General features: G+C 61.6%; 18 protein-coding genes. 7 read left to right on the top strand and 11 right to left on the bottom strand.

Annotation, left to right across the window (positions count from 1 at the left end; genetic code table 11):
* Nucleotides 1-63 precede the first annotated feature (63 nt).
* From D0550_RS13755 to D0550_RS13725, 7 genes are all read right to left on the bottom strand, one after another.
* Nucleotides 64-726: a trimeric intracellular cation channel family protein gene (locus tag D0550_RS13755; protein WP_116809920.1), complete on the bottom strand. Its 663-nt coding sequence runs from the start codon at nucleotides 724-726 to the stop codon at nucleotides 64-66.
* Nucleotides 723-1,967 carry an amidohydrolase gene (locus D0550_RS13750; RefSeq protein ID WP_116809772.1) on the bottom strand — a complete coding sequence of 415 codons (1,245 nt, stop codon included), beginning with the start codon at nucleotides 1,965-1,967 and terminating at the stop codon, nucleotides 723-725. The genes D0550_RS13755 and D0550_RS13750 overlap by 4 nt, the downstream gene beginning before the upstream one ends.
* 110 nt (nucleotides 1,968-2,077) lie before the next feature.
* Nucleotides 2,078-3,154, bottom strand: coding sequence for a DUF3187 family protein (locus D0550_RS13745; RefSeq protein ID WP_161965816.1), 1,077 nt, complete (start codon nucleotides 3,152-3,154; stop codon nucleotides 2,078-2,080).
* Between the two features lie 38 nt (nucleotides 3,155-3,192).
* Nucleotides 3,193-3,756 carry a TetR/AcrR family transcriptional regulator gene (locus D0550_RS13740; protein WP_116809919.1) on the bottom strand — a complete coding sequence of 188 codons (564 nt, stop codon included), beginning with the start codon at nucleotides 3,754-3,756 and terminating at the stop codon, nucleotides 3,193-3,195.
* A 40-nt stretch (nucleotides 3,757-3,796) separates the two neighbouring features.
* The gene (locus tag D0550_RS13735) at nucleotides 3,797-5,203 is read right to left on the bottom strand and encodes an efflux transporter outer membrane subunit (RefSeq protein WP_116809770.1); all 1,407 of its coding nucleotides are present in this window, start codon (nucleotides 5,201-5,203) and stop codon (nucleotides 3,797-3,799) included.
* Nucleotide 5,204: 1 nt separating this feature from the next.
* A complete protein-coding gene (locus tag D0550_RS13730) occupies nucleotides 5,205-8,345 on the bottom strand; it encodes an efflux RND transporter permease subunit (protein WP_116809769.1) in 3,141 nt (1,046 codons plus the stop codon).
* 1 nt (nucleotide 8,346) lies between these two features.
* Entirely contained in the window at nucleotides 8,347-9,528 is a 1,182-nt protein-coding gene (locus D0550_RS13725) for an efflux RND transporter periplasmic adaptor subunit (RefSeq protein ID WP_161965815.1), read from the bottom strand.
* Between the two features lie 90 nt (nucleotides 9,529-9,618).
* Between D0550_RS13725 and D0550_RS13720 the strand changes: the two genes are divergently transcribed.
* Together D0550_RS13720 and D0550_RS13715 are read left to right on the top strand one after the other, a co-directional pair.
* Nucleotides 9,619-10,293, top strand: a complete 675-nt coding sequence (locus tag D0550_RS13720; RefSeq protein ID WP_161965814.1) for a TetR family transcriptional regulator — start codon at nucleotides 9,619-9,621, stop codon at nucleotides 10,291-10,293.
* Nucleotides 10,294-10,524: 231 nt separating this feature from the next.
* A complete protein-coding gene (locus tag D0550_RS13715) occupies nucleotides 10,525-11,475 on the top strand; it encodes a ribose-phosphate diphosphokinase (RefSeq protein ID WP_116809766.1) in 951 nt (316 codons plus the stop codon).
* A 27-nt stretch (nucleotides 11,476-11,502) separates the two neighbouring features.
* Here D0550_RS13715 and D0550_RS13710 read toward each other — a convergent pair whose 3' ends face one another.
* Nucleotides 11,503-11,955, bottom strand: a complete 453-nt coding sequence (locus D0550_RS13710) for a universal stress protein (protein WP_116809765.1) — start codon at nucleotides 11,953-11,955, stop codon at nucleotides 11,503-11,505.
* Nucleotides 11,956-12,291: 336 nt separating this feature from the next.
* Between D0550_RS13710 and D0550_RS13705 the strand changes: the two genes are divergently transcribed.
* The 3 genes from D0550_RS13705 (at nucleotide 12,292) to tatC (ending at nucleotide 17,050) form a co-directional block, all read left to right on the top strand.
* On the top strand, nucleotides 12,292-14,895 hold the full coding sequence (locus tag D0550_RS13705) for an autotransporter outer membrane beta-barrel domain-containing protein (protein WP_153067158.1): 2,604 nt from the start codon (nucleotides 12,292-12,294) through the stop codon (nucleotides 14,893-14,895).
* An 84-nt stretch (nucleotides 14,896-14,979) separates the two neighbouring features.
* Complete coding sequence (locus tag D0550_RS13700) at nucleotides 14,980-16,245, top strand: putative Na+/H+ antiporter (RefSeq protein ID WP_116809763.1); 1,266 nt, start codon at nucleotides 14,980-14,982, stop codon at nucleotides 16,243-16,245.
* 58 nt (nucleotides 16,246-16,303) lie between these two features.
* Nucleotides 16,304-17,050 carry a twin-arginine translocase subunit TatC gene (tatC, locus tag D0550_RS13695; RefSeq protein WP_116809762.1) on the top strand — a complete coding sequence of 249 codons (747 nt, stop codon included), beginning with the start codon at nucleotides 16,304-16,306 and terminating at the stop codon, nucleotides 17,048-17,050.
* Here tatC and D0550_RS13690 read toward each other — a convergent pair.
* The 3 genes from D0550_RS13690 to D0550_RS13680 all read right to left on the bottom strand — a co-directional run bounded on the left by D0550_RS13690 (nucleotide 17,043) and on the right by D0550_RS13680 (nucleotide 19,058).
* Nucleotides 17,043-17,963, bottom strand: a complete 921-nt coding sequence (locus D0550_RS13690; protein WP_116809761.1) for an HAD family hydrolase — start codon at nucleotides 17,961-17,963, stop codon at nucleotides 17,043-17,045. The genes tatC and D0550_RS13690 overlap by 8 nt on opposite strands.
* A 19-nt stretch (nucleotides 17,964-17,982) precedes the next feature.
* The gene (locus D0550_RS13685) at nucleotides 17,983-18,528 is read right to left on the bottom strand and encodes a DUF4136 domain-containing protein (protein ID WP_116809760.1); all 546 of its coding nucleotides are present in this window, start codon (nucleotides 18,526-18,528) and stop codon (nucleotides 17,983-17,985) included.
* Between the two features lie 116 nt (nucleotides 18,529-18,644).
* On the bottom strand, nucleotides 18,645-19,058 hold the full coding sequence (locus D0550_RS13680; protein ID WP_116809759.1) for a VOC family protein: 414 nt from the start codon (nucleotides 19,056-19,058) through the stop codon (nucleotides 18,645-18,647).
* Nucleotides 19,059-19,134: 76 nt separating this feature from the next.
* Between D0550_RS13680 and D0550_RS13675 the strand changes: the two genes are divergently transcribed.
* Both D0550_RS13675 and D0550_RS13670 read left to right on the top strand, forming a co-directional pair.
* Nucleotides 19,135-19,467 (top strand): ArsR/SmtB family transcription factor, encoded by a 333-nt coding sequence (locus D0550_RS13675; RefSeq protein WP_116809758.1) that lies wholly within the window; start codon nucleotides 19,135-19,137, stop codon nucleotides 19,465-19,467.
* On the top strand, nucleotides 19,464-19,976 hold the full coding sequence (locus D0550_RS13670; RefSeq protein ID WP_116809757.1) for an SRPBCC domain-containing protein: 513 nt from the start codon (nucleotides 19,464-19,466) through the stop codon (nucleotides 19,974-19,976). Before D0550_RS13675 ends, D0550_RS13670 begins: the two co-directional genes overlap by 4 nt.
* Nucleotides 19,977-20,015 lie beyond the last annotated feature (39 nt).

The raw sequence follows: 20,015 nt of genomic DNA, 5'->3' as shown, positions 1-20,015 counted from the left end.
AGCCACCAAGCCGGCCCAATGTCAACATTCACTCTCTTGTGTGTGAGTATGTTGAAAGATGCGTCAGCCGGGCGGGGCGCGATCGCGGCGAGCGGTGGGCAGATGCCATCCCCAGCGGATGGCCATCATTCTCAGCCCGAAGCAAATCGCTCCCCCGCAGATTGCGGTGACGACAGCCGGGACATGCAGCATTCGACCACCGGCCACGACCGCCGCACCGGCCAATGCCGCCACAGCATAGAGATCCGACTTCAGTACGGCGGGCACGTCGGCGAGCAGCACGTCACGCACCATCCCGCCGCCGATGCCGGTCAACATCCCCAACAACGCCGCCATCACCGGGCTCAAACCGAACGTCAGTGCTTTCTCCGTCCCGGAAACGGCGAAAAAAGCCAGACCGACGGCATCCAGCAGCCGCACCGGGTTGCTGAGTTTTTCGATTGTCGACGACCAGAAAAACACGATGAGTCCAGCCGCGAGCGACACCGCCAGGTAACGCCAATCCACCAAAGCCGCAGGAGGCGTCGCGCCGATCAGCACATCGCGACCGATTCCACCGAAGCTCGACGCAGCAAACGAGAGAACCAGCACACCAAACACATCCAGGCCGCGGCGCATGCCTGCCGTCGCGCCGCTCAACGCAAACGCAAAGGTGCCGCAGAGATCGAGCACCAGGACCAGCGTGTCCTGGACTTCCTTCGCCGTCGCAGGATCGAATGGGGTCACACGACCGCCGACCACGCCAGCGCGGCAGCTGCCATCGCCTCCACGCCCGTTGCGAGTGTCGGATGCAGCACCGGCAGGAATCGTGGGCTGTGATTCACCGGCAACTCCTGAACTCTGCCCTCCTCCTTTGCCTTGGCATAAATCGCAGGATCAGTGCCGCCAACGAACCAATAGACCGAAGGCACATTCCACTCAGCGCCAAAACATCCAAAATCCTCACTCGCCGGTGCCGGACCGGAATGGAACACGCGCTCGGCCGAAAAATGAGCGCGAAATGCCGCAGCGACGCGGTCGCTCGCAGCCTTGTCGTTCATGTTCAATGGATAGCGATCGAGTGGCGTGATCTCCGGCGCCTGCGTCGCGCCCGACCCTTGCGCCTCGGCATTCACGATACGCTCGATCGCGGCGAGCACACGCTTGCGCACGCCTGCGTCGAAGGTGCGCACGTTCAACTTGATCAGCGCATCGTCTGGAATGACGTTTTCCTTCGTGCCCGCCTGCAACACGCCTACCGTAATCACGGCAGACTCGGTGGCTGCGACCTCGCGCGAGACGATTGTTTGCAACCTCAGTACGACCGACGCAGCCATGACGACCGGGTCGATGCTGGCTTGTGGCATCGAGCCATGCGCGCCGCGACCGAACAGACGAATCTGCAGGCTGTCTGCTGCCGATGTGATCGGCCCAGCACTGCCGGCGACCGTGCCCGCAGGCCCGACCATCACGTGTTGGCCCAGCACGATGTCGGGCTTGGGAAAGCGAGTGAACAAACCGTCGTCGATCATCGCTCGGGCGCCCTGCGCCGTTTCTTCGCCGGGCTGGAATAGCACGATCAGTGTGCCCTTCCATGTGTCACGCGCGAGTGCGAACAACGCGCTCGCTCCCATCAGCCATGCCACGTGCATATCATGTCCGCAGGCATGCGCTACCGATGCTTCCGTGCTCGCATAGGCAGCGTCGCTCGCCTCTCGAATCGGTAGTGCATCCATGTCGGCACGCAGCATGACGATCGGCCCTTCGCCGTTACGTAACAAACCGACGACGCCAGTTTTGCCGACCCCGGTCGTAACCTCATAGCCGTTGTCCGCCAGGTGCCTGGCCGCAATGCCTGCGGTCCGGATTTCTTGCATCGATAGCTCGGGATGAGCGTGAACGTCCTTGTACGTCGCCTCGATCATCGGCAGCAGATCGGGCAGACCCGCCAGAAGTCGATTCAAAGACGCCAGCTGCGGAGCGTTCATGGGGCGTACCCCCTGTTTCAAGCGCGAACCTATCTACTACTAAAGCGCCAGCACGGTCGCGGGTTCATCGTCGAAAGGTTGTGTCGGGTGCATTCCCGACAGGGCGTCGGCTACCTTCGACCCGCAGCAGGCAGATAAGCCACGCCCAGCTGAAACCCGATGTCCGGCGTGTTGTTGATGTTCTGCACGTTCTCTGTCACGCCGAAAGTCAGGAGCGCACGGCCGATACGATGACGCAGGCCCAAGCTGTACTGATACTTGATGCCGGTCAGTTCCTCGAGATCGGTCTGACGCCTGGAGTAGACGCTGGGGCTCACATAGGCCTGGAGATTGAGGTTGGTCCTCTCGGTCAACCGATACTCGTAGCCAATGATCACGGTCGGGATGATCTGAGCATCCTGCGGCACGGGAAATTCGGCGCCACCGTAGTAGACAGCCGCGACGTCGGCGTAAAGCGCATGGCGCACGCCGCGACGCTGCAGCGACGCTTGGAATCCGTAGTCATAGTGACCCGTCGACAATAGTTGGCGGGTTCCGGCGATCGGCACTTTGACAGCCGCTTCGACTGCCAACGTCCACGGCTGCGGAAGTCGCAAGCCGGTGTAGCGTACGCCGAGCGTTGGATCCAGCACGCCGCCATGCGCTGGGCCATCTAGACTGGCGAGCTGGGTGCCCTTGAGATCGTAGATGTAATTGACTTGATTCCTGCGCACGGCCGGTCGCCCGAATGAGCTGAAGCCGAACGCGTCGTGAAAGCCTTCGATCGTACTGTCGAGAAATCCGCCCTGGTACGAGACGCCACTCGTAATCAGATATCCGGTCCAATCCTCGGCGAACTTGTAGTGGACGATCGCATCCAAGGTCGCGGACTCGACATCGACCAGATAATTCTCACCCGGCAGCTCCCGAATGGCCTGCAACTCGGCCGCGCCCAGCTCCCTGCGACCCTGCGCTTCCAGATCGGTGAGATAGTGCTCCACGTTCGGGCTCAACGCCCAGGTGTTCTGGTAGCCGATCTCGAGCTCGACCGCCCAAGCGCCGGTCTCCAAGGAACCTGCGTAGCCGGGCCGCATATCGAGTCGCAAGAATCCGAACGGAGTCAGGTCCCGTGCGCGCAACAGTCCGTAGAACTGCCCCTCCTCGGCACTCTCAGCTGCGGAACTGAAGAGAAGGGCTGCCTGAGACATCGCAAGAATCGCGACCGCTCTGCTGATAACTGTGGGCATCAACGATCGCTTGCGACGTCGCTGTCGGCACAGCCGCACAGTTCCAGCAGCTGCATGCGGCGTTCAGGGGTGATTTGATAGCACTCATAGATATCCGCGAGCCACAAGCCGTCCGCGAGCAGGCGCAGGTGCAGTTCTTCGAGCGACAGGTTCCTCGCGGAGCAGAACACGGAGCGCTGTTTCGCACGCGAGCGGATGCGATCGACGAATTCAGGGTGAGCAGCGCAGATGAATGTCAGAGCCTTGCAGAGCTGCTGGGTTCGCGGCAACTCCCCCATCCGAACGACGGCACGAAGGTACGCTCGCGCGCCACTGACGCCGTCAGTACTGCTCGTATGTAACTGTCCGTCCACTTCGCCTTGCAGCTGCGCGGCCAGATCGTCCACCAAGGCTTCCAGCAACGCGGTCTTGCTCTCGAAGTAGTACAGCAAGCCACCCTTGCTGACCCGAGCCGCCTCGCACACGGCCTCCAAAGTCAGCTTGCCGACGCCTTGGTCGAGAATCAGTCGAGCCGCTGAGTTGAGCAGTTGCTGGCGGCGCGACGTATTTGCCTGCAAACGCATGGGCCTGCCGTTCTGACTCAACATGCCTCCGAGTCGATCGTCATGTCGATTCGCTCCAGCCGCCGCCGATGGCCAGGACGAGATCGACATAGGCGGCGCCACCATTGCGTCGCGCTTCGGCCACGGCCAGACGGGATTGCAGCAGGCTGCGGCGTGCGTCGAGCACACCGAGATAGTCGGAATATCCTTCGTCGTAGCGACGCTGCGCGAGGCGCAATGCCGTTTGTAATGCGTCGGACTGCTCGGTTCGAGCTCGATACACCGCGTCGGCAGCGGTGCGAGCGTCCAAGGCATCGAGCACTTCGCCGAATGCCTGACGAACTGTTGCGCGATACGACTCCGCCAGCTGCTCGCGACGCGCATCGCTGATCTCGATGGCAGCATTGCGCCGTCCGCCGTCGAAGATCGCTTGCGTGACCGTCGCCCCGACGGACCAAAGACTCATGCCGTCCTTGAACAGATCGGAAAGCCCCCTCGAAATCTCACCCGCCGATCCGGTGATAGCAATAGTCGGAAGCCACGCACGCCGCGCGGCGTTCAGATCAGCGCCGGCGCCCGCAAGGTTCGCCTCCGCAGCTCGCAGATCCGGCCGTCGATTCAACAGCGATGAAGGCAGCCCCGTCGGCACGGTCGGCAGTACTGCCGGTGGGCGCTCCTCGCTTTCGATGTTGATATGAGCCACGCGCTCATCCGTGGGCAGCTGCCCTGCGAGCAGCAGCAATGCCCGCTGCACGGCGCGCAATTGCTGTGTCGTTTCGGCTAGTTGCGCACGTGAGTCTTCCAGCTCGGAACGGAAGCGCTGCAGATCCAGCTCCGAAATCGCACCGACATCGTAGCGACGCCGGCTGAGTCGCAGCTGATCGTCCAGCACGTGAACGTTCTCTTCCAACACTGAGCGGGCTTCGGAGAGCGACTGCGCCTGCAGATAACCTCGCACGAGCTCCGCCGCGATCGTCAGTCGCAGCGATGCCAAGGTGTAACCCTGAGCCAGATATCGCTGCCGCTCTGCTTCCGTCTGTGAGGCCAACCGTCCCCACAGGTCCGCTTCGTAACGCACCTGGACACCATACTGACCGGTCTCGATGAGCGCCGAGTCTGGCAAGCCGGCCACCCAGGTACGTTGCCGCGTACCGGCAACGGATGCGCTGACCTCAGGCAGCTGAGCCGAGCGCACCGAGCGCATCGTCGCGTGAGCTTCGCGCAATCGTTCCGCGGCGACGATCAGATCGCTGTTGTATTGCAGGCCACTTTCGACCAGCGACACCAGCTTGGGATCGTCGAAGGCCTGCCACCAGGTGGGCGGGACGCCTGTGTCCGGGATCGCCACCACGTCGGTGAATCGATCCGGCAACATGCCCTCCACATCGGTTGGAACATTGCGCTCCGGCATCTGGGCACAGGCACTCAACAACGCAGCGACAGCAATCGCGATAGCAGTTCGTCGCATGTCAGATCTCCTGCGACAAGGCGTTCGCCGGCACGACTTGCTCGCGTCGCTCGTCACGGCGCATCACCCAACGGAAGAAGGACGGGATGAAGAAGGTCGCCACGAGCGTCGCCATCAACAAACCACCAATCACGCCGGTGCCGATCGAGTGACGAGCATTTGCGCCTGCGCCCGAGCTGATCGCGAGCGGCACGACGCCCAGAATGAACGCCAGCGAGGTCATGACGATGGGACGAAAACGCTGTCTGGCCGCGACCAGTGCCGCCTCCTTGACTCGCATCCCGGCCCGAACGTTCTCTGCCGCGAACTCGACGATCAGAATCGCATTCTTCGCCGACAAGCCGATGAGCGTTATCAAGCCCACCTGAAAGTACAGATCGTTGGTCAAACCGCGCATCAGCACCGCCAGCGCGGCGCCAAACAGCGCGAATGGCATACACAGCATGACCGCCATCGGCAGCGACCAGCGCTCGTACTGCGCGGCCAGGATCAGGAACACGAACAGCAATCCGCCCACCATCGTGATGGCAGATGAAGCGGATACTTGTTTCTGCTGATACGCCGAGCCGATCCAGGCCACGGTGTAACCCTGCGGCAACGTTTCAGCCGCGATCCGTTCGATCGCCGCGATTGCGTCGCCGGGCGCGACCCCAGGCGCCGGATCGCCGAGCACCTTGATCGCCGGGAAGCTGTTGAAACGCTCGACCTGCTCAGGACCGATGTCCTGCTCCACGGTCACCAGCGTGTTCAGTGGCACGAGCTCGCCGCTGTCGGCGCGTACCGAGACATTGCGCAAGTCTTCGATCTCATCGCGCGCCGCCCCTTCAGCCTGCAGTTGCACTTGATACGTTCTGCCGTCGCGATTGAAGTCGTTGACGTAGAACGAACCGAAGGTCGCCTGCGTCGCTTGAAAGAGCTGCGTGAGGCTCACGCCCATCTGCGCCGCCTTGTCGCGATCGATGTTCAGAAAAATCTGCGGCGCATTGGCGCTGAACATCGTGGCCACGCCCTTGAGCTGAGGATCTTGATTGGCCTTGGCGATGAAATTGCTCACCACCTCGGCAATCTTGCGGTAGTCGGACCCGACGCGGCTCTCCACATACAACTCGAACCCGCCCGTGGTCGAGAGCCCGGGAATGGGCGGCGGATTGATGCCAAGCACGAAAGCATCTCGCACCTGCGCACCGCCCTCGCCCATGAGCTGGGCCGCGATTGCCTCGGAGCTTTGCTGCTCCTTCGGACGCTCCTGCCAATCTTTCAAGCGCACGAACTGCGTCGTGGCGTTCGGCTTGAGCGCGCCCGTCAGCATGTCGTAGCCGACCAGACTGACCACGCGATCGACGTCGGGATGCTGCGTCTCGTACTCGGTCAACTGATCGACGGAGGCCTGGGTCCGGCTCAATGACGCGCCATCGGGAAGATTGAGCACGGCAATCGCGACACCTTGATCCTCGTTCGGCAACAGCGACGCCGGCACGGATCGGAACAACAGCGTCGCCGCGATTCCGATTGCGATGAACAGACAAACCGTGAGCGCGGTATTACGCAGCAGATAGGCCACGCCTTGCGTGTATCGGCCGGTCAGTCTGGCGAACCACTCGTTGAAGCTCTCCAACCATCGCCACTGCGCTTTGTCTCCGGGTCGGAGCAGCAGCGCGCACAGCGCCGGCGTCAGGGTCAACGCCACCAGCCCTGAAATCGCCACCGAAACCGCGATCGTGATGGCGAACTGTCGATACATGACGCCGCTCATGCCGCCGACGAATGCGACCGGCACGAACACCGCACACAGCACCAGCACGATCGCGACCACGGGGCCAGTGACCTGTTGCATGGCTTTGATCGTCGCCTCCGTCGGCGACAAGTGCTCCTCGTGCATGATGCGCTCGACGTTCTCCAGCACCACGATGGCGTCATCGACCACGATGCCGATGGCAAGCACCAGCCCGAACAGCGTCAGCGTGTTGATGGAGAATCCGAGCATCGCCATGCCGGCGAAGGCGCCGATCAACGAGACCGGCACAGCCAGACTGGGAATCAAGGTCGCGCGCCAGTTGCCCAGGAACAGGAACACGACGGCGAACACCAGCAGCATCGCTTCAAAGAGCGTCTTCACCACTTCCTTGATCGAAATACGCACGAACTCGGTGGTGTCGTACGGAATGCTGTACTCGATGCCATCGGGGAACGCGGCGCTCAACTCATGAACGCGCTTCTTGACCGCATCCATCGCCTCGAGCGCGTTGGCACCTGGACTCAAGAACACCGCAACGGGCACCGCCGCCTTGCCATTCAACTGCGACGTGAAGTTGTAGTTCTGGCCAGCAAGTTCGACGCGAGCCACGTCTTTGAGACGAACGAGGCCCCCGTCGGCATCGCGTCTGAGCACGACCTGGCCGAACTCCTCGGGCGTGTTCAAACGTCCCTTGGTCGTCATCGTGTACGTGAAGTTCACCGGCTCGGTCAGCGGAGGTGCGCCGATGCTGCCGGCCGGCAGCTGCGCATTCTGATCGCGCAACGCTTGAATGATGTCCGAAGGCGTCATGCCGAGTGCACGCATGCGGTCGGGATCCATCCAGATGCGCATCGAGTAGTAGCGCAAGCCGAACAGCAGCGCATCGCCCACGCCGGGCACGCGCTTCAGCTCGTCCACGATATTCAACAACGCGTAATTGTTCAGGAACACGTCGTCGTAGCGTCCGTCCGGCGATTGCAGGGAGACGAGGCCGAGAATGCTCGACATCGACTTACGCGCAGTGACACCCAGACGCCGCACTTCTTCCGGCAGCATCGGTGTCGCGGCGGCGATGCGATTGTTGATTTCGACCAACGCCTCGTCAGGATCCGTGCCGGTCTCGAAGGTGGCAGTGATCGTCATGCGGCCGTCGGAGCTGCTCGACGAATTCATGTAGAGCAGGCCGGTCGCGCCGTTGATTTGATTTTCGATCGGCGCGGCGACCGTCTCCGCCACGACATTGGCAGCAGCGCCCGAATAGGTCGCGTTCACGGTGATCTGCGGCGGCAGGATTTCTGGATACTGCGCCACCGGCAAGCCCACCATCGCCCCCAGGCCGAGGATCACGATAAGGATCGACAGCACCGTCGCGAAGATCGGCCGGCGAATGAAGAACTCGGCGAACATCTCAGCCGCCCTCGCCCGCCGCTGCCGCGGGTTGGTTCTTCGCGGCCTTGCGTGCAGTGTCCTGCTCCTGGGTCAGCGCGACGACTTCGACGCCGGGCCGCACCTTGAGCAGTCCCTCCACGATGACGCGCTCGCCCGGCTGTACGCCTTCCTGCACGATCCAACGATCGCGCCAGCTCTCCTGGATCTTCACGGGTCGCGGGCTGACCTTATTGTCGTCACCGACGACCCAGATCATGGGCCCCGTCTGAGCAAACAGCACGGCGGCTTTCGACACCGCCAATGCATCCGCGATCTGTACGCCGCTCAATTCAATCGCGAGGTACTGGCCGGAGACCAGACAGCCGTTCTGATTGGGAAACACCGCTCGCGCACGCACCGTCCCTGTGCTCGTATTCACGAAGGTATCGGCGAAATCGAGCTTGCCGGTGCTTTCGCACGCCGAGCCACGCACGATACGAACCGGGTATTGAGCTTGCTTGCTCTGCCCTTCCGACAGCTGGCGCAGACGTAACAGCTCCGCCTCGGCGATGGAGAATTCCACGTAGGCGGGATCGGCTTGAATCACCGTCGTCAGTAAATCGCCACCCGCGGTCGCAGCGCCGTTCACCAGATTGCCGACCGTGACCGCCTCTTTGCTCGCAACACCGGTCACCGGCGAGCGCACCTCGGTGTAGTCGAGATTCAAGCGTGCGATCTTCTGTGCAGCTTCGGCCGCGGCCAAGCCACCTTGTGCGCGCAGAAATGCCGCCTCGGCCTGATCGTATTCGCGCTTGCTGACCGCGCCTTCGGCGACCAGCGCCTTGGCGCGCTCATAGTCGCTCCTGGCTTGAGTTATCGCTGCACGCTGCATCTGAACTTCGGCGCCGGCCTGCTCGTAAGCCGCGCGATAGTTGTCCGGCTCGATGCGGAACAAGACATCGCCCGCCTTTACCGGCTGACCTTCCCGATATTTGCGCTCGACGATGACGCCACTCACGCGCGCTCTCACTTCGACGACGCGTGAACCGGCGACGCGCGCTGGATACTCAAACGCTAGCGGCAAGTCGCCCCGCTGCACGGTCTCGACGATGACATCGGGCGCGGGCGGCGCAGGCGGCGGATCTTCAGCACACCCGACAAGCGCGAGCGAGATAGCGAGGACGCCAAAAAGCGCCACCGGGGAGGTCGATGGACGGGGCACGGAATCACCAGGGGTTACCAGATCGAACAATTATACATACACGTTTGTATGTATATCAACCCACCGGTTAACATAGCGGTCCGATCTGAGATGCCCGACACACTCATGGCTCGCAAGACGAAAGAAGACGCCGAGGCCACCCGCTCCTCCATCCTGGACGCGGCAGAGCTGTGCTTCCTGAAAAAAGGCGTGGCGCGCACCACTTTGGACGACATCGCTGCCCAGGCCGGTCACACCCGCGGCGCGGTTTACTGGCACTTCGCCAACAAGCTCGAGGTTTTCGAGGCGGTGATGGAGCGCGTCGAAAGCCCCTTCATCAGCCAGCTCGATCAGATCGCCTCGAGCAACAGCGATCGGCCGCTACAGACGCTGCGACAGTTCCACATCACTGTGTTCGATGAGCTGACCCACAATGCCCATACACGTAACGCGGTCGAGATCTCGTACCTGCACTGCGAGCTTGCAGAGGAAACCCGCCCTATTCTGAGTCGCGAGCAGCGCGGCGCCACGCAGTTTCAGGAGCGCATGGAAGAAGCATTCGCTCATGCCAAGCGACTGAAGCAGTTACGTGCGGAACTCGATCCATCCATCTGCGCCATGATCCTGCGCTGTGCGATCAGCGGTCTGATTCGTGAGTGGCTGCTCAATCCGCAACTGATCTCGCTGGAGCGTGACGGTCTGGCGCTGGTCGACACGTTGTTGAACAGCTTTGCGACCGAATCGAGCGCTGCGTCCCGCACGTCACGAGCTACAGCACGAAGGTAAGCACGGGCGCTTGCGACGCCCGTGAGATGCTGCGCTTTACTGTTTCATTCCTCACTTGCCGACCCGAGCGCCCGCGGGCTCCCTGGCGGCGGAAAAGAACGCTCCTAGGACTTCGCCATACGCCACGCACTGCGGAACGCGCCGTGACCCTGAGCCGTTACGTAGTACGCCGGAGCGGCTGCGTGGAGGTTGCAGCTGGTCCCGGCAGCAGCCGCAGTTCACAGTAATCCCATGCTGATATTCGCCCCCAAAACTTCGTCGAGCCTCGCAGGTCGGGTCGCTGCTGCGCTTGGAACGGTGCTGGCGCCGAGCGAAGAACGAGAATTTGAGGGTGGCGAGCACAAGATGCGTCCGCTGGTCGACGTATGCAACGAGGACGTCTATGTCGTGCAAGACCTTTGCGGCGATGCCAACGCCTCGGCCAACGACAAGCTGTGTCGTCTGTTGTTCTTCGTTGGCGCGTTAAAGGACGCCGGCGCTGAGCGCGTCACGGCGATAACGCCCTACCTCGCGTACGCACGCAAGGACCGACGAACCCAGCCTCGCGATCCAGTGACAATGCGATATGTCGCAGCGCTCATGGAAGCCGTCGGCATCGATCGCGTAGTTGCGCTGGAGATGCACAATGAGGCGGCCTTCGACAACGCCTTTCGCTGTCACACCCTCCGCCTGGAAGCCGCCGACGTCTTCGTTGCGGACATCGCCAAGGCAGTCGGAGATCAACCGGTCGTGGTGATGTCGCCGGACATCGGTGGCGTGAAGCGCGCGCAACGGTTTCGCGAATTTCTGACCAGCACTCTATCGCGAGAAGTCGATCTGGCATTCATGGAGAAGCGCCGTACGAAGGGCGTCGTCTCCGGGGCAACAGTGGTCGGCGATCTGGCGGGACGAGCCGTCATCATCTACGACGACATGATCGTCAGCGGCTCCACAATTCTGCGAGCTTGCCAGGCATCGCGCCAGGCCGGCGCGCGGACGGTGCTAGTCGCGGCAGCACACGCTGCCTTCCTGCCGGCAGCCAGCCAGATATTTTCATCACACGCAGCCGACAACGTTCTCGTGACTGACTCAATCGAACTACGCCCAGAGTTCGAGCAGTGGCTCGACTCCGGACTGCGCGTCTGCTCCATTGCCCCGCTCATCGCCCGGACGATTCGAGATCTCGCCAGCCATCGCGACTAAACACGACCACGCGCGCCGACGCGGAACTCAGCTGGTGACACCTTCTCGCACCATCAACACCGGAACCGGTGCCGATCGCAACACCATCTCCGCATCACTGCCCAATGCCAGCCGCCTCACTCCACTACGGCCATGGGTTCCCATCACGATGAGATCCGCCGGCCACTGCTGAGCCGCTGCAACGATGGCATCGGCTGCCCGAGCGCCAGTGGCCTCGATGAGTTGCACTTCAACGTCCGCGCCCTGCTCGTTCGCCAACGCTTGCGCGTTCGCCAGCGCCTCATGGCCGCTTGCCTGCCTGCCTTCGGCAGCGAACTCGTAGTACACGGACGGAGTGACAGCCGGATCGATGCTCAGCTCGCTGGCCACGTGCACCAACTTGATTCTGGCCTGAAATGCCCGGGCGAGCCGCAACGCCTCGGTCAATCCCTCGAGCGCGGTGCTGCTGCCATCGATCGGCACCAGAATTCGCCGGTACATAAACAACGCCCTGCTCAGTGGTTCATCTACGTACTGGAGTCTCAGCCGATGCAACTGCCGGCACTACCGGTGAATCCACCTAACCCACCCGCGAAATCCGAGTGATTACGACGCCACCGATGTGATCCGCGGCCGCGTGCGCAGCACAGACCTGCACCCCACACATGCTGCATTTTTCCAAGCCTTTCGACCTACGCCTTCGTAACTAACAAATACATACAACATCGCCGACGCTACAAATAAATAAACATTGTGTGATGTCTTTAACATCGACGTCACGACAGCCGCCACTATGGTGCCGCCGCTGATCTCTCAGTCGTAACAACGGAAAGTTTCATGACTGCCCGGCACGCACACTCACGAGCACTTGTTTATTCATCGAGCCTGCTGTTGCTGACATTGGTCGGCTGCAGCGACTCGAAGCAGGCCGCGACGCCGGTGCAAAATACCCCACGCGACACCCCTACCGACAACACCTCGGTCGTGACTCGCTCGACTAGCGACAGGATCAAAACGGTGAGCGGCGGCACTCGCACACTCAGCTTTACGTTCACTTCATCCGACGCTCACGCGCTGACGAATCTCCGCATCACGACAGACCTGACGCGATTGCCGGCAGGCTGGAGCGGCCCCGCAAGCTTCAGCTGTGCGAACGTCACCACCGGCAGTGGCTGTGTGCTGAATCTCACCTATGCCCCACTCGCGGGCGGCAGCGGCACACTCAACCTTGATTACAGCTACACGAACGCCCTGGGCAACACCAAGACCGGGCGCGAGCTCGTCGACTATTCCGCCACCGCGAATAACAACGTCGTCGCGACCGCCGCGCCAACCGGGCAAGTCATCTCGGTTGCCAGCGAAGGCAGCCAGCCGGTCAATGTCACATTCACGACCGACGATGGCTTCCCGGCCTCAGCTCTGCAGATCACAACGGCACTTGCGTCGCTGCCTTCAGGCTGGAGCACGTCGAGCACAACGTTCGAGTGCGAACTCGTCAGCACTGGCAACGGCTGCCAGCTTTCGCTCACTTATGCGCCGACCACTGGCGGCGGCGGCGCATTGACGCTCGACTACACCTATCAAGACAACTCGGGCACGAGCAAGCACGGCTCGGCCAACATCGCTTATGCCGCGACCACGCGCAACAACGTCAACGGCACTGTGGCACCCAGCGGACAGATCGCTGCCGTCGTCGGTGGCGGCGGCCAACCGGTCAATGTCACGTTCATGACCGACGATGGTTTCTCAGCCTCGGCATTGCAGATCACCACGGCACTTGCGTCACTGCCAACCGGCTGGAGCGTATCGAGCGCGACACTCGATTGCGCTACCGTCAGCGTTGGCAATGGCTGCCAACTCTCACTCACCTATACGCCGGCCACTACCGGTAGCGGCACATTGACGCTCGGCTACACCTACCAGGACAACGCCGGCACCAGCAAGAATGGGTCGATCAACATCGCCTATACGGCCACCGCGAACAATAACGTCGTTGGTAACGTCGCCCCTGGCGGGCAAATCACCGCCGTCGCCGGTGTCGGCAATCGGCCCGTACACATCACCTTCACGACGGATGACGACAATACCGTGAGCCAATTCGCCGTGACCACGGATCTGAGCACATTGCCGATGGGTTGGAGCAGCACGGTCGGCGCGTTGACGTGCGCGACCGTGAGTGTCGATCTTCCCTGTGAGTTGCCGCTGCTATTCGCGCCCGCCGTCTTCGGCTCAGGCAATCTCACATTGAACTACAGCTACCGAGACAACTCGGGTACAGCCAAAACCGGATCGTTGACCATTCCCTATGCCGCTACGGTGAACAACAACATCGCCGCGACCGTGAGCCAAAGCTCGATCGCTGTGCATACCGGGCAAATGCAGACCGTCACGCTGACTTACGCTACCGACGACGGCAATCCGGCTACGAACTTCACCGTGACCAACTTGCCTGCCTTGCCGGAGGGCTGGTTCGGCCCATCGGACTTCACCTGCGCCAACGTCACCGGCAACAACAGCTGTCAGCTGTCACTCTTTTATCTGCCCCGCGCCCCCGCGGCCGCCACACTGACGCTCGGCTTCAGTTACCTCGACAACTCCGGCACGTCGAAATTTGGCACGGCCTCGATCAACTACAGTGCCGCAGACCCTGTGCTGTACATCAGCTACTCCGACGCATCGTTCATCTCCGAGTGCGACCTCGATGGCTACGGCATGTTGCGGCGATGTCTGGTCTTCGACGCCTACGGATCCGGCAGGATCGACCTCGGCTATCGCAGCGGCAAGCTTTACTACGCCAACTCGAATCTTGACACGCTGGGCGCAGTCTGGCGCTACGGTGGGGGCCTCGCTGGCACCTCGATCGGCTACCAGGTCACGAACCCGCTGACGATCGGTGTGCATCCGGCGGTGAACGCCCTGTTCGTCAACGATGTGGGCCAGGGATTGAAGCGCTGCCCGCTCAACATCGATGGAGACATCTTGAGTTGCTCCTTGCTGAACACTCAGCGACTCACGAAGGTGGTGTTCTCGGCGAACGGCACCCGGGCCTATGGCGCTTACTACCAAAGCTTCCCCGGCGGCTGGCGTCTGCAATCGTGCAGCGCCACGTCATCCAGCCTGTCAAGTTGCCTCGACACCGGCATCAACACGTCGCGTGCGACGATGGTTTCTCAGGTGATCGGCGATCGCTTGTACTCGCTGCGTGACGGCGGCGGCCTGCTGGTGTGCGCGATCAATTCCAGCGGCACTCTCGGCATGTGCGTGGACACAGCGGTCGGCGAATCCGTGACGCGCGCGGCCTTCACGACGACCAACGCTTACCTCACCACGAATGATACGTATCTGAAACGCTGCCCGATCCTCTCGGATGGCACGCTGGACACCTGTATCCCGATGGGTAGCTTCCACTTTGCTTCGACATTCGCCATCACGGTGAAGTAACGGTATATTGCGCGGTGGGTGTTGGGCGAATGATCGTCCACAGGTTGTGCGCTGGTCGGGCCGCCGCGCGGGTTGACCGTGCCCATGTCCATAGAATCCGACCCTGTCTTGCAGAAAATTGCCGCAGGCCTGTTCGCGCTGGCACTGCTGCACACCTTCTCCGCCAAACAATTCGAGCGACTCGCTGCCCGATCGCCCCGACATGCGGGCCTGTTCCACTTGCTGGGAGAGGTCGAAGTCGTGTTTGGCTTCTGGGCCATCGTGCTGATCGCGTGCATGGCCGTGTTCTCCGGTGGCGCCAGCGCGATCGAGTACGCAGAGTCGCGCAACTACACTGAGCCGCTCTTTGTATTCGTTGTGATGGTGATCGCGGCCTCCCGCCCGATCCTTTACGCCGTCGAAGCCTCGCTGCGCCGGGTCGCGCACATACTGCCCGCACCCACGTCGGTGATGCTCGCATGGTTGAGCCTTGCCGTCGTTCCCCTGTTCGGCTCGTTGATCACAGAACCTGCTGCGATGACGATCGCTGCACTGATGCTGGCACCGCAGGTATTCCAACGCCCCGTGCCCGAAGCGCCGAAATACCTCGCCCTGGGCGTCCTCTTCGTCAACGTATCGATCGGCGGAACACTCACCTCTTACGCCGCGCCCCCGGTATTGATGGTTGCCGCCACCTGGAATTGGGACAGCGCTTTCATGCTGGCGAACTTCGGATGGAAGGCCGCCTTGGTGGTGCTCATCAACGCGACGTTGGCCACGTTCGTGCTCCGTCGCGAATTGATCCGCATGCAGCCACCCAATCCCGCAAATCGTCCCGCCATGCCGCTCACGGTGATCGTGGTGCACGGGATCTTCCTCGCTGCGGTGGTCATCTTTGCTCACCATCCGATCATTTTTGTGGGCCTGTTCCTGATGTTCCTCGGATTCACGCAGGCCTACGATCGCTATCAGGCGCCATTGATCGTCAAGGAAGCGTTGCTGGTGGGCTTCTTCCTGGCCGGCCTGGTACTGCTGGGAAGCATGCAACGGTGGTGGCTGCAGCCAATCGTATCGGCCCTCGAGCCGCTGGCGTTGTTCTTCGGCGCGCTCGGCCTCACCGCAATTACCGACAACGCCGCTCTAACCTACCTGGGCTCGCTCATCAGCGGCATCAGCGCCGAAGCGAAGTACATGCTCGTGGCCGGAGCAGTCGCTGGCGGCGGCCTCACGGTGATCGCCAATGCACCGAATCCGGCAGGCGTCACGCTACTCAAACGCGGCTTCGCCGACGAGACCATCGGCGCTGGCGGGTTGCTGCTGGGCGCCGCGGTTCCCACGCTGCTCGCAGCCGCGGCATTCGTGCTTCTGTGAGCCGGAGCATTTGCTCAAAGCACCAACCACATCACCAATCCTTGCCACGAGCCTGCAGATGGAAACCTCTGACGAAAAGTTCACCGAAGCGCCATTGATGTCGCATTTGCTCGAACTGCGCACCCGTCTGCTTCGAGCCGTCGTTTGTGTGGTCATCCTGGCCATTCCCTGCCTGTACTTTTCGAATGCGCTCTTTGAAGTCCTGGCCGCGCCACTGGTCGCAAAACTGCCGGCCGGCGGCCAGCTCATCGGCACCAGCGTCACGTCCGGCTTCATGGCGCCTTTCAAGCTGGCGATCTTCGTCGCCGTCTTCCTATCGATACCCTACACGCTCTACCAGGCATGGGCGTTCGTAGCCCCAGGACTGTATCGAAGCGAGAAAAGATTCGCGGTGCCGCTGATGGTTTCGTCCGTGGTGCTGTTCGTGGTCGGCATTGCGTTCGCCTACACGCTCGTATTCCCCGTGATGTTTGCTTTCTTCGCCCAGACCACCCCCACAGGCGTCGCCATGATGACCGATATTTCGAGTTACCTGGATTTCGTCATGGTGCTGTTCCTGGCCTTCGGGATCGCTTTCGAGCTCCCGGTCGTGGTCATGCTGCTGGTGTTGACGGGCATCGTGAGCGTGGCTGCATTGAAGCAGAATCGCGCCTATGTGCTGCTGGGAGTTTTCGTGATCTCGGCCCTGCTGACTCCCGCCGACGCCATTTCCATGTGCATGATGGCGGTGCCGATGTACTTGCTTTATGAAGCAGGGTTGCTGGTCGCGCACCTGCTGGTTCGGGATCAGACGGCGCTCAAATGAACACCGTGCACCAGTCCCGTTTCATGCTGACGACTCGGATGCCATCCTTCTCGGCGCAATCCAATGCCTCGCTGAGCGGGCTCAATCGAAACTCGCGGTCGTATGCGAACTCTCGCTCCGCATCGTCGTGATGCAGAAGCAACGCGAGGCGAGCCCTCGGGCCCGCCAGCGTGTAGCGCATCATCGCCAGATCGCCATCCGAATTGCCGAAGGCCAGGATGGGACGGCGGCCGATGTGCAGACCGATATTCTCCACCTTCACCTCGCGATCGTCGAAGGTTCCCAGCTCTGAGAGCTTGAAGAGCGTGAGCACGCCAGCCTGCACGTCGACCCGCGTTTTGAGACTGGACCCGATCACCTGCTCGCGCGGAATCGAGTACGCCTCTTCGGACATGGCCCGCATCAGATCGATGCCACCGCCGGAGACGATGAAAGTTCTGAAACCATTGTCGCGTAGATAGTCGAGCAGCTCGATCTGGGGACGGAAGACGCAACGCTTGAACAGACGCCCCAGCGTCGGATGACGCTCGGCTTCGAGCCATGCATGCGCCAGGGCATCGAACTCCTCCTCCGAGACACCGGCATGCGTCATGAAGGCGAACTCGAACGCGCCGCGCTTGCCGAGCGAGGCGATCGTTTTGAAGTCGCGCTCGATAAAGGCCTTGAATGGCTGGCGCTCGGCAAGCGTCGGATCCCGCTTCGCGAGGTGCTTGATGCGATCCAGCGCAAAGAACACTTGCACTTGCATCGGCTGCTCGCACCACAGCGTGCCATCGTTATCGAACACCGCGATCCGCTCGGCTGGCGGCACATAGTCCGTGCTGCCACGGTTCGTCACCCGCGCCACGAACTCGACGATCGACGACTTGATGAGGCCGTCGTGCCACGATTGCAGAACCTCGCCGACCGCCATGACTCGCCCCAGCGCGCCGCTACTTGGCAGCTTTGGGCGGGAAGTTCTTCAGCAGCTTGGTCGCGGCCTTGTCGAGCTGCTTCTGTTTCTTTTCCTCAGAACTGTTCTTGTCGATGGTCTCGGTCGCGCCGCCGCGCCAGACCAATTGTTTCATCGCAGGGTCGTACATATCGAGCACGAGCGTGCCGTTGTCCACCGTGGAGGTGGTCGCGTTCGCCATCCCGCCACCGAAGCGCCAGCCCGGCGAGCCGTAGGCATTGAGCTCGTGTTCCTGCTGCACACCCACCTGATAGCCAATGTACAGATCGGCTGGGTCCTCATCCTTCTTCACGAGGGATTTAGCCTGGAGCTGCTTGTCCACGGCCTGCTTGATCTGCTGGTCGAGAATCGGATCCACCGCCCCGTGCTCCCCGACCGACACCCAGCGGTAGGTGTGGTACTTCGAGAAGTCGGTGCCCGGCATGTAGTTGGTATTGATCGACTGGGCCAGACAGGTGAGCGAAACGGCGAACAGTGCGGCAGCGCCAATACGGCTGGCGAGTCTCGCAAATCTCGTACGCATCATGAGCGCTCTCCTCACATAGCGGGAACGTTGCGTGCACCTGAGGAATGGTGATCCAGTCTGGCCGCCGGTCACTATTGGACCTAGGGAACAGCGGTGTGCGGCAACGCCGGTCGCGACTATCGCGGCGGGCCTTTCAACTCGATCGTGTTGCCCTCTGGGTCGCGGATATAAAGTGACATGCCGTTGCCATCGGCACCGTAACGATCACCCGCTTCATCAATCTGCACACCGTGAGCAGCGAGGTGGGCCCGAAGCGCGGCCTCATCGAACGGCCGTATCCGCAGACAGAAGTGATCGAGGTTGCGTGCCTCCGCGTCGGGCGCTGCGCCACCCTTGCGACCAAGCGGCCCATCGACCGTCACCAGGTCGATCAAATCGTCGCCGGCGCGGATGTGCGTAAGGCCGAGCTCGGGCCGATCGCGATCGACCGGGAATCCCAGCACATCGCGATAGAAACCGAGCATCCGCGTCTTGTCGCGGATGCGCAGCACGATGTGGTCGAAACCGACCACGGCGACAGGATGCGTCATGTCTCCAACCTCGCGATGCGCCTGTCACTTGACAGGCCGAGCCAACACGTAACAATATAGTTACCTATAAGGCCTTATGCAAGAACACGAACTCGACACGGTTTTTCAAGCGCTGGCCAGCCAGGTGCGGCGGCAGATCATCGACATCGTGGCGGCAGCGCCCGGTTGTCTCGTCAGCGAAGTGGTGGACCACTTCGATCTCAGCCGCATTGGAGTGCTGAAACACATCAATGTGCTGGAGGAAGCAGGATTGCTGGTGTCGCAGAAGGTGGGGCGCGATCGACCGCTGTACGTCAATCTCGCGCCGCTGCAGGTCATCCACGAGCGCTGGAGCGATCAGTATCGATCGTTCTGGGCCGGGCGCCTGACTCGATTGAAATATGCGGTGGAACGGAGCAAAAAGGAATGAGCAACGAACGTCGACTGGTCTCTCGCATCGTCATCGATGGCTCGCTGGAAGCCATCTGGCGCGAGCTCACCAAACAAGACGAGCCGCAGCTGGCCGTGTTCAATACCTGGCTGCACGCCCAGACGCTGCGACCTGGTGCGCGCATGCAGATGCGCACATCCAGTCAGAAGAAGGTGATGGTGGTCGGAGAAGTGCTCGACTACGACCCGCCCCGCCGCTTCTCTCACTCGTTCCGTTTCGCGGGCTACGACGATCCACCCTGCGTCGTGACTTATGAATTGAAGCCAGTCACCGGCGGCGTCGAAGTAACGTTGTTGGTCGACAACATTCCTATGGGCACACCGACCGCCAAGGGCATCGCTGGCGGTATGCCGGTCATCCTGCAACGGCTCAAAGCCATCGTCGAAACCGGCCAACCTGCGTTATCGACAAGGTTGCTATACGCGGCGTTTGCGAAGCTGGAATTTACCTTGCCTCGCAAGTGCGACGTGGCCAACTGGCCGATCTGAACGATGACGGGCCGCTGTCCCGGCCGCCGACGCACTCGT

Source organism: Steroidobacter cummioxidans, from assembly GCF_003104955.1.
This window is presented reverse-complemented; position numbering and strand designations above follow the sequence as displayed.